Origin of the sequence: Methylobacillus sp., from assembly GCF_036844465.1 — a bacterium.
Classification (GTDB): Bacteria; Pseudomonadota; Gammaproteobacteria; order Burkholderiales; family Methylophilaceae; genus Methylobacillus.
In genome coordinates, this window is record NZ_DAIUFW010000025.1 from 1 (window position 1) to 9,456 (window position 9,456).

Below are 9,456 nucleotides of genomic sequence, written 5' to 3' on the forward strand. Positions count from 1 at the left end.
CTCAACTTCCATAGTTTGAGGCTCTTGAGCTGTCTAGGAAAGTGGGGGCGATTCACAATTCAGTAATGCCGATTCTTACCATCCTGCGACAATTGTCACACCTAAAATGAGACTGCCGTAACAATTGTTACACTTGAGATGCAATCTCAAATCATTTTTTATTTTTAGACTGGATCTTTAAATTATGCGCTCCCACGTTCTTTTAGCTCTGCTTTTAACCGCTCCTGCCGTTGCATTTGCCGGCAACTGTGAAGTCAATGTCAGTGCTGGCGATAGCATGTCGTTCAACGTTCGCTCCATTGATGTTCCAAAAAGCTGCAAGGAATTCACTGTCAATTTCGCTCACACTGGCACAGCATCGAAGGCTGGCATGGGTCACAACTGGGTACTGGTCAAGACATCTGACGTGACAGACGTAGCCAAGGCTGGCATGGAAGCCGGTATTGATAAGGACTATCTGCCACCAAACGATCCTCGCGTCCTGGCATTCACTCCATTGCTGGGTGGCGGCGAAAAAACATCCGTCACATTCAAGCCCAGTATTCTGAAAGATGGTGAAGCCTATTCCTTCTTCTGTTCTTTCGCATTTCACTCTTTCATGATGCGCGGCACAGTCAAACTGGTTGACTAACTAAACAATCCCGGTCAATCGACCGGTTTGTTCACTCCTTGTAGATCTGTTTTTACTACCCTCGTTCGGCGGAGCAATCCGCCGAATTTTTTTGTGCAGCAACTTAACACATTGCAAGTACAAAAAAACAAAACCCCGGAACAAATCCGGGGCAAAGTCTACAGTGAAAACCTTGAGCGCTACTTGCTGACAATCGGGATACTACGGAAGGATTTGCTGCTCAAGTCCAATTGCATAGAAATAGCACCTGATGAGCATTTGTCGAGACAAGCGCCGCAGCGGGTGCAATCGCCATGTGTGACTGAGCTAGCCTTGAGTGATACCACAGGAGCCAGCACATGCGGCTCGGGGCAGACCTTGATACAGGCACCACAGCCAGCACAGGAGCCTGATTCCTTGGCAGTAACCCGCAGGTGACCATAACGTCCTAGCACGGCATAAAATGCACCCACCGGGCACAGATGTCCGCACCAGCCACGGCGGGTTATCAGCAAATCAAACAGAAATAGGCTGAGCAATACCATGCTTCCTGCCAGTGAGCTCCACATGAGTTCACGTTGGAATAAGGTAATGGGATTGAAATTCTCCCATGCCAAGGTACCGCTCAACACGGTCAGCACCAGCGACATGCCCAACACTCCCAGGCGCACCTCTTTCGGCATGGTCATGTTGCCCTTCACATTAAGCTTCTGCCGCAGCCAGTGTGCCAGATCCGTCACCATATTGATCGGACATACCCAACTGCAATAAATACGCCCACCGAACAGAAAATAGAACGTGGCAATCAATGCCGCGCCGATCAGTGCGGTTTTTGCCAACATGGTGCCAGAAAGCAAGGATTGCAACGCAACAAAAGGATCGGTCAGCGGCAACACGCCAAGCCAGAGGCTGGAAGAGAGGTTGCCATGAGCGATGCGCCCGATTTCAGGCCAATCCACCAGAAAAGCCAGCACAATAAAGATTTGGACAAAGCGCCGACTCAGCAGCCAACGGCGGCGATATAACGCAGCTCCGAGCGCTTTCATCTTTTCACTCCCGCCCATACAGGCGCGCGGCCAGAAGCATTCGCCCCCGACAGGCCCAATCCCAACTCGCGCGGCAATACGCGGATAGTCGCTTCCGCCAGCACGCAATGTTTCTCGCAAGTGCCGCAGCCAGTGCATTTTGTGCTATCCACCGTCGGAATCTGCAACACGCCCAACTCGGTATGGATAGGCTTGAGCGAAATGGCCTCTCCGCGGATAGGGCAGACGCGCACGCAGACGCTGCAAGTCATGCCTTTATAGTTGAGGCAGTTTTCGTGATCCACCAGCACCGCCACGCCCATATCCGCCTTGCGAATGTCGGTAAGCAACGGATCCAGCGCGCCGGTCGGACAGGCGACGACACAAGGAATGTCGTAACACATGCGGCACGGTTCTTCCCGCGCAGTGAAAAACGGGGTGCCCATAGGCGCGGGATCGGCCCAAGTGGCCAGTTTGAGGATATCGAACGGACAATCTTCCACACACAAGCCGCAACGCACGCAGGCCGATTGGAAATCCTTTTCCGCCAGGGCGCCCGGCGGTCGCAATACAGAAGCAGCAGGCGCAGGACGCGACCTGAGCAAGGCAGTGCCAATAATGGAACCAACAACAGCCGCGCCCAATCGGCGCGTCACCTTTTTAAACATGCGCCTGCGTTCAGGCTCTTCTATCGTTGACGCAGGCTTGTTACTTCCGTCTTCAGCCATGATCGCATCTCCATTACTACTAGGTGGTTGTGATGCCAGGAAGTATCAGTTTTTACCGAATTATACGACCATCATCACAATAAATAATTCAATGTATTCTTATTGTAACGACTCATTACTGGTATAAAAAAGTTCCAGAAAATCCATAATACATGGTCCAGATTTGCAGTCTCCAGCAGAAAAAATTTCAGCTTAAAACCCCCGCTTACGCAGCTCCAATCTGCTCTGGCAAAAACTCACAGTTACCAACCTTCAAATGTTGATGGCGTACACTCTCAACCATCAACACGACTATTTCACTTACGCATTTTCACTTGCTTAATCTCAACCTTATCTACGCACTTGTGACGCGGACTGGTTCACTTTCAGGTTTGCGCGAATGATGGTGTGTATCCAGCATCGCATGACATATTCGTCACCCTCTTCAGCATCTTCCGGCACCGTCCATGACACTTTCGTGCCTGGCAATTGCGCAGCAGATTCGCTCAAATTAACGATAGTGCCATCGGGGTAAGTCACATAAATCGAATGCACAATGTCCGAATTGTTATGAACCTCGATACGATCACCGGGCTTGGGTACAAAGCTGAACTGGTCAAACTCGTGATGCGTCAGTTCCATGATATGCACATCAGCGCTCCACGCCATGGGAGATGCGCTAAAAATAAAGCCAGCCACCAATGCCAGCAGCCACGACTGCCAGCGCATCATCCAGCCCGTATGACGCTGGGCAAGCGTCTCCGAGCGGTTCAACATTCGAAAATGAACAGCTTTGTTGGTTTTTCTTGTCATGATCTTTACTCCGGTAGATGAGGAAGTTCCACTTCCAGTGGCCCGCCATCCAAAGTATGGATGAAGTCAATCAAATAGGCTCTTTCGGCATCTGTAAGTTCAAATGCCGTCATCTCCTTTGACAGACTCTCGCGCTGGACTCCCCCTTGTTCATAATGCTTGATGACCTCTTCCAGGGTGTGCATGGAACCATCGTGCATGAAGGGGCCATTCTTAGGCAAATCCCTCAATGAGGGCGTCTTGAAGGTATGGTTCATCAATGCCGCCAGTTGCGACGGCACCTTCGCGCCACGGCCAGGGTCTGCACTTTCCAAACCAATATCATGGAAATCATCCAGCGTGAAACGCCATGACTGGTGGCAGGAAACACAATTTGCCTTACCTTCAAATAATGCGAAACCGCGCTTGGCGTTTTCGCTGATTGCCTTTTCATCCCCGGCTATCCAGCGATCAAAAGGCGCAGTGTTCGAAACCAGCGTACGCTGGAAACTTGCCAGCGCCTGAGTCACCCGCTTCTGGGTAATTTCGGCATCGCCATATGCCTGCGTAAACAGCGGTTGGTAACCCGCAACCCCTTTCAGCCTTTCCAGCAGCAGGGGCATTTCAAAATTCATTTCATGTGCCGTGGTAATCGGCAGGAGCGCCTGCGATTCCAGCGTTGCAGCGCGGCCATCCCACATCAGGGCATGCAGCCAGGCGCTATTAAGTACAGTAGGCGTACGGCGTGCATTCGGAACGCCATCAGCCTTCAAGGGTAGCACCCGCCCATCGCTCCAGCGTAAATTAGGACTATGGCAGGTAGCGCAAGACATATCCCCGTCCCGCGAGAGACGGGGATCGAAAAACAGGGTCTTGCCCAATGCAACCTTTTCTATGGTCAGAGGATTGGACGGTGGCGATGGAATATCAGCAGGCCGCTGATACGATTCCCGCGGAGGAAGCTCAGCGGCATAACCAACACCCATTGCCGCCACCATACCAAACACAACAAACAGACCACAAAAATGCTTCATTGAAATAGACCCTGCACATCAAACCTACTATTTAGCTAGCCTTACCAACAATTGGGGAGACTGTGCAATGGTAGGTCATCGCATCGTTATCAGCACCGAAGCACCATACGATGTCGTTGTTGAACTCTGGACGGTAGACCGGCAGTTCGCCTTGTACGTTCATACAATTGCAACGACCGCAAGTTTGCTTACCACAACAATCGCGGTAGGCAATCAGGTAAGTCTGACCGTCACCTGGGTTGTAGCAACTTGCAACCCATGAGCTTGGGGAGAGTTCAGATCCTGGAGGGCAGGATGTCAGAGAACCACCGCAGCAATCACAAATATTGCCGTCGATGGAGCAATGACGCCAGTAGTCACAAGACTTTGGATCCTTGTCCTGTGGCTTCCATCCATCTCTGGTCAAGCCATTTTTGGTTTCAGCCTGTGCTTCGTTCACACGACCGCGGCGATCCACTGGCAACAGTGGCAGCAGCGCGGAACCAGCCAGGAATGCACCCAACTTGCCGATAAAGCTACGACGACCGGTCTTGCTGGCGGTACCACGTGCCAGTTTCTCGATGCTTGAGTCAAAACCCTTATTTTTTTTCATACGATTTTCCTTCTCCGTAAATATTCCGACTTGTAGAGTCAGTCATTAATGCACATGCTTCGACGCATCTTCCGCGCCGTGCTTAAGGAAGTTCTGCAAGGTTGAGTGCCCCAGACGAGTAGTCTCAAACAAACTTTCAACATGCTCGCGAGTGTTGCACAGACCCTTACCCTGAATAACGCCATCCTTATCCAGAAGAACGCCATACGGCACCTTGGAAACCTGGTAACGCATGCCGATTTCCGCAGAGACAACGTAACGCTCGCCATCCAGGGGATGATTGCGCAGGAACTCACGATGCTCGGCTTGCGTGCCATCACTGATCAGGATCACATCAGTGTTTTCAGTTGCAGCAACTGAACGGATGATAGGCAGCAGCTTCTGGCAGATCGGGCAGGAAGGGCCAGTAAACATCAGCAGGCTTGCGCGACCTGGAGTTACAGCACGACCTACAGTCACTGGAACGCCGTCGATAGTTGTCACGCTGAATACTGGTGAACGTTCACCAACATCCGGTCCGTGATCAATCATCATGGCACCCAATGGGGCTGAGCGCTCATGCAACAGGCCAATCTGACGAATGACGCCGAGCATGAGTGCTGCCAGGGCCAGAAATGCTCCCCACAACAGCACGTTAGAAGCAATAAGAAGTCCGCTATTCATTATCTCTATTCCTTATTCAAAATCTAATTTCTTGGAAGCACGTTCCGGCAGACCAACCATGAGGTCAGCAGCCAGATAGAGCAACGCAAGCATTGCAGCAGCAGCCACACCCAACAACGCTGATACCCACGAAATGTCAGCCACACCTACAGGGATCGAGGCGGCGTAAAGACTCACGCCAGCCAGGGCGATCGCCCGTAACACATGGAACATTCCGATACGGCTCATGCTGGTAGGACGACGCACGCAACCACAATCAATATGTGTACGACCACGTCCGACGTTGATTGCCAGCGCCAGCGCGAACATCACGAAAAGAGCCGCGGCCAACCATGCAGCCATTTCTCGCACCGGTGGCACAAGCAGTGCCGCTGCACAAACCAGCTCGACCCATGGCAGCAATCTTGCAAACGGCGTCACCAGAAAAGCAGGTAACAACCGATAATTTGCCACCACGCCCTGAAACTCTTCCGGTTGGCGGAGCTTGGGCACAGCTGCCGCAGCCAGAATCATTGCCAGAAATAACGAGGCCAGTACCACAGCAGTTGGATCATCAATAAGCCAGTTCATATTGCGCCTCTTAACTTATTCCAATGTCATAGTGATAACAGGAGCACGACCCAGCTCGTCAACCTTGCCAGTTTGCTTGCCGGTCAAGGCATTGAACGTGAACATAGTCTTGTCTCCACCAGAAGTAGCGTACAGGTTTGGCGCTGCATCCTGGGTCACGCTGATACTGTCGATCTCATGCTTCAGATCAATACGGCGCAGACGTTTGCCAGAAGTGCCATCAATAACGAATACATAACGGCTTGAAGTGATGTGAGTCCACTTGGCGCGTTGGTCAGCCAGCACATAGATTTCATTACGCGCCTTATGGTACGCAACTGGCTGCCAACCACCTGGACGCCAGTTCGCCTTCTTTTCCGCAGCGGTAAAGATGTCAAATGGCTTCAGGAATTCAGCACCCTTGTCGGACAGCTTAGCCTGGAAGATGCGACCTTCATAAGTAGGCCATACCAGACGACCGGTAGTATTGGAGTAATAAGGGTTTACGATCATGTAGTCATCTTCGGCGTGGAACACCTTGGTTGGCTTCTGCTTGATATTGCCCTTATCGTCATGAGTGAATTGCATCAGGGAACCATCACGACAGTGCATGAAGAAATTCTGATTGGCCACAGGGAAAATCTGGTAGCAGTCAGGAATATCCATCATTTTGACAAAGGACTTCTTCTCCAGATCGACCAGACCAATAGCTGGCGATGGAGCGAACTGCTGGAAGTACATGCTCTTGTTGTCAGGAGAGATACCAGCCAGCGTAGGCATCACACCGGTCAGGAAACGGCCTTCAGGAATGTCGATATCAGCCAGTACGTTGAGGTTCTGCGCATCGATCACTTGTACATAATCATCACGCTTGCCGGTAGCAATACGGGAGTATGTCGTGTTAGCGGTTACGAAGAACTTGCCATCGCTGCTCAACATGAGGTGAGCCAACTTGCCGGTATCGGTCATACCGAGCAGCTTGTTGCTCTTGCCGTCGATGCTGTAAACAGTGGTTGTCACGTTGAAGTGGCCAGGATCCTGCACGTAAACACGCTTGGCATCGGCAGGAATGCCTTTTTCAATCGTGATGGCTTCCTCTGTTTTGGCAGTACCGATTGCACCGAGGGAGCTTGGCACGCTCGATCCCGATGGAGCATCAGCCGCAAATGCTGATGATGCTGATGCTAGTAGAGCAGCTACGGCGAGCTGTCCTATCAGGCGACTAGGTTGGAATGTTGTCATACTTCCTCCAGACATTGTTAAGGTTATATTCCAGATACTTCTTACTTTGACGTCTCACCCACTATCACAGAGCCAACAGCACCAGGGATGCAGTAGCTACGGACAGCAGAAGGAAACCGTCAACTTCAACAGCACGTTCCTGCGTGCGAGCCAGCCATGCTTGAACAGTTACGTTCTTGATAGGCAGGAAATTCACGGCCACAGGCAAACAACGGCCAATGTTGAAGACGGCAATAATCGCGATGGCAGCCTTGATGTCCACGATACCGCCGCAGAACAGGGCAACACCAGTCACGATATACAGGATGGGAGTTTGCACATAAGTCATGTAGTTCATGCCCAGCGCATACCCGTACAGCAGACCGATCACAGGGGAGCTGAAGCGGAAGCGTGCATCATGAGGCACCTGAGCGCGACGTTGCGGGTAAGGCATACGCAGGAAACCCAGCTGATGCGCACCATAGCCCAGCGCCAGCACAGCCATGCCAATCACCATGTAGTTAAAAGGTACAGAGGTGAACAGCAGCCAGCCTACAGTACCCAAAATGCCGCCAAGCACTACTGCGCCAATCGCATAGCCCAGGGCATGCGTAGCAAAAGTAGGCGCCCAACGCACCACGGATCCGATAGAATAGCGACCATGCGGACGCAACAGGCTCAGACTGGAATAGCCACATGGCGACCAAGTTGACAGAAAACCACCAATCAACGTCAGCACCAGAAACAAACTAGTCAATGCGCTTGTCGTAGAAACTGCAGATGAGTGCAATGCTGCGCCACCAGCGAGACCTGCGACAATGGCGGATGCCAGCAACGCAAAACGCGCCGCACCTGAACGCGATTCAGAAAAACTGATCGCATCAGGAATACAAGCAACCCCGACTTCGCCACCAGATGGCTGACGAGAGAATTTTGCATTTGTACTCACGTTTCCTCCTTCTAGGCCAATTGGCCATTTCTAATGGTTAATGAAATGTTAACAATTTGTAAAAATTAACACGGCTCTACTTTAATCGGCCTATCGATAACCCCATAGCAATAATCGGCATAAGTCTCCGACCCGGAACCGCAATGCTGGCTATTGCCAATTTTTATTATTCACAATATCTCTTTGCTTCCATAATTTACTGATCGGTATATAGTTGAGCATTCATATAAAATGAATAAGCTCGACCAAAAACAACTGCCAAAAAGAGCTCCTTTAAATAATTTAAAGATACGTATTGCGGGCGTATTTAATGTGGGGAGCACATGATTACAAAAAGGCGAGGTATATGGGTCAGGATAAAGAGTTCTTGGATGACCGCGCATTACACCTGGTAACGCGATCAACGGAGGACGTGCTGGAGCAAGCGGAGTCCCTGCCATTCTGGACGCAACTCAACAAAGGAGCCTTTTCAGGCTCCCTCAACAGCCTGAGCCGTAACGGCTTGCAGATATTCCGTGAATCGATGAACCGCGCTGTGGATGAACACGCGCGCCCGCCAGAAAATTCCTATGTCATCGGCGTAGCTTCAATTGTGGATAGCGAATCCTCCTGGGGCATGCTGCCCTTGAAGGAAAAATCGTTGATCACCCTGAACAGCAACAGCGAGCTGCTGTTCCGCACCTCAAACTATTCAGAGATTACTGCCGCTGTCATTTCAGCCCAACGGCTTGAGTATTATGCCGAGCAGGTAGAAGCAGTTGACCTGCCCAAACTCATGGAGAACGTCAAACCAGTAGAGCTGATTTCCCCTGAAACCACCAGCCGCATCATCACAGCCCTAGCAGATGGCCTACGTTATATCACCGAGGCCAATCAGGAAGACTCCCTGCGCATGTGGCGCCATTTCGAGGATGAATTGCTTGCGGTATGCATGAATGCACTAATGGAGGTCAAGGAGCCTTCCGGCCGTCACTACGACCACCGCATCCACCGCTACATCGTCAACCGGGTACGAGATGTCGTACTCTCCAACGTCAATGAACAACTTACGATCAGCGAGATTTGCACCGACCTGCGTATCAGCCGCCGCACGCTGAACCATGCATTTGCCAAGGTGCTCGGCGTCACGCCTGTCACCTACATCCGCAATGTGCGCCTGCACCGGATCCGGGCGGAGCTGCAATCTGATCCCCTCAATGTCACCTCCATTGCCAGCGTGGCATCCAAATGGGGCTTCTGGCACATGAGCCTGTTCTCTCGCTATTACCGCGAGTTGTTCGGCGAATGCCCCATCGACACCCTGCGCCGTGCTGT

Annotated in this window: 11 protein-coding genes; 2 read left to right on the forward strand and 9 right to left on the reverse strand. The window is 51.5% G+C overall.

Annotated features, from left to right (window positions below):
• The first annotated feature begins 184 nt into the window (after positions 1–184).
• On the forward strand, positions 185–631 hold the full coding sequence (gene azu / locus V7Z75_RS13660) for an azurin (RefSeq protein ID WP_334109204.1): 447 nt from the start codon (positions 185–187) through the stop codon (positions 629–631).
• Between the two features lie 179 nt (positions 632–810).
• Here the strand turns inward: azu and napH are convergent, their stop codons facing one another.
• The 9 genes from napH to V7Z75_RS13705 form a co-directional block, all read right to left on the reverse strand.
• Entirely contained in the window at positions 811–1,656 is an 846-nt protein-coding gene (gene napH, locus V7Z75_RS13665; protein ID WP_334109205.1) for a quinol dehydrogenase ferredoxin subunit NapH, read from the reverse strand.
• Complete coding sequence (napG, locus tag V7Z75_RS13670) at positions 1,653–2,363, reverse strand: ferredoxin-type protein NapG (protein WP_334109206.1); 711 nt, start codon at positions 2,361–2,363, stop codon at positions 1,653–1,655. Before napG ends, napH begins: the two co-directional genes overlap by 4 nt.
• A 330-nt stretch (positions 2,364–2,693) precedes the next feature.
• On the reverse strand, positions 2,694–3,155 hold the full coding sequence (locus V7Z75_RS13675; protein WP_334109207.1) for a hypothetical protein: 462 nt from the start codon (positions 3,153–3,155) through the stop codon (positions 2,694–2,696).
• A 5-nt stretch (positions 3,156–3,160) separates the two neighbouring features.
• Positions 3,161–4,168 (reverse strand): tryptophan tryptophylquinone biosynthesis enzyme MauG, encoded by a 1,008-nt coding sequence (gene mauG, locus V7Z75_RS13680; protein WP_334109208.1) that lies wholly within the window; start codon positions 4,166–4,168, stop codon positions 3,161–3,163.
• 31 nt (positions 4,169–4,199) lie between these two features.
• Positions 4,200–4,760: a methylamine dehydrogenase (amicyanin) small subunit gene (gene mauA / locus V7Z75_RS13685; RefSeq protein ID WP_334109209.1), complete on the reverse strand. Its 561-nt coding sequence runs from the start codon at positions 4,758–4,760 to the stop codon at positions 4,200–4,202.
• Positions 4,761–4,805: 45 nt separating this feature from the next.
• Positions 4,806–5,423 (reverse strand): methylamine dehydrogenase accessory protein MauD, encoded by a 618-nt coding sequence (gene mauD / locus V7Z75_RS13690; protein WP_334109210.1) that lies wholly within the window; start codon positions 5,421–5,423, stop codon positions 4,806–4,808.
• Positions 5,424–5,435: 12 nt separating this feature from the next.
• On the reverse strand, positions 5,436–5,993 hold the full coding sequence (locus V7Z75_RS13695; protein WP_334109211.1) for a MauE/DoxX family redox-associated membrane protein: 558 nt from the start codon (positions 5,991–5,993) through the stop codon (positions 5,436–5,438).
• A 15-nt stretch (positions 5,994–6,008) separates the two neighbouring features.
• Positions 6,009–7,214, reverse strand: a complete 1,206-nt coding sequence (mauB, locus tag V7Z75_RS13700) for a methylamine dehydrogenase (amicyanin) large subunit (RefSeq protein ID WP_334109212.1) — start codon at positions 7,212–7,214, stop codon at positions 6,009–6,011.
• Between the two features lie 64 nt (positions 7,215–7,278).
• Complete coding sequence (locus V7Z75_RS13705) at positions 7,279–8,142, reverse strand: methylamine utilization protein MauF (RefSeq protein WP_334109213.1); 864 nt, start codon at positions 8,140–8,142, stop codon at positions 7,279–7,281.
• Between the two features lie 346 nt (positions 8,143–8,488).
• Between V7Z75_RS13705 and V7Z75_RS13710 the strand changes: the two genes are divergently transcribed.
• Positions 8,489–9,456: helix-turn-helix domain-containing protein (locus V7Z75_RS13710; protein WP_334109214.1), on the forward strand; the 968-nt coding region annotated here is incomplete at its 3' end.

Coding starts and splice junctions, on each gene's coding strand:
- azu (WP_334109204.1), top strand. CDS start 185: ATGCGCTCCCACGTTCTTTTAGCTCTGCTTTTAACCGCTCCTGCCGTT.
- napH (WP_334109205.1), bottom strand. CDS start 1,656: ATGAAAGCGCTCGGAGCTGCGTTATATCGCCGCCGTTGGCTGCTGAGT.
- napG (WP_334109206.1), bottom strand. CDS start 2,363: ATGGCTGAAGACGGAAGTAACAAGCCTGCGTCAACGATAGAAGAGCCT.
- V7Z75_RS13675 (WP_334109207.1), bottom strand. CDS start 3,155: ATGACAAGAAAAACCAACAAAGCTGTTCATTTTCGAATGTTGAACCGC.
- mauG (WP_334109208.1), bottom strand. CDS start 4,168: ATGAAGCATTTTTGTGGTCTGTTTGTTGTGTTTGGTATGGTGGCGGCA.
- mauA (WP_334109209.1), bottom strand. CDS start 4,760: ATGAAAAAAAATAAGGGTTTTGACTCAAGCATCGAGAAACTGGCACGT.
- mauD (WP_334109210.1), bottom strand. CDS start 5,423: ATGAATAGCGGACTTCTTATTGCTTCTAACGTGCTGTTGTGGGGAGCA.
- V7Z75_RS13695 (WP_334109211.1), bottom strand. CDS start 5,993: ATGAACTGGCTTATTGATGATCCAACTGCTGTGGTACTGGCCTCGTTA.
- mauB (WP_334109212.1), bottom strand. CDS start 7,214: ATGACAACATTCCAACCTAGTCGCCTGATAGGACAGCTCGCCGTAGCT.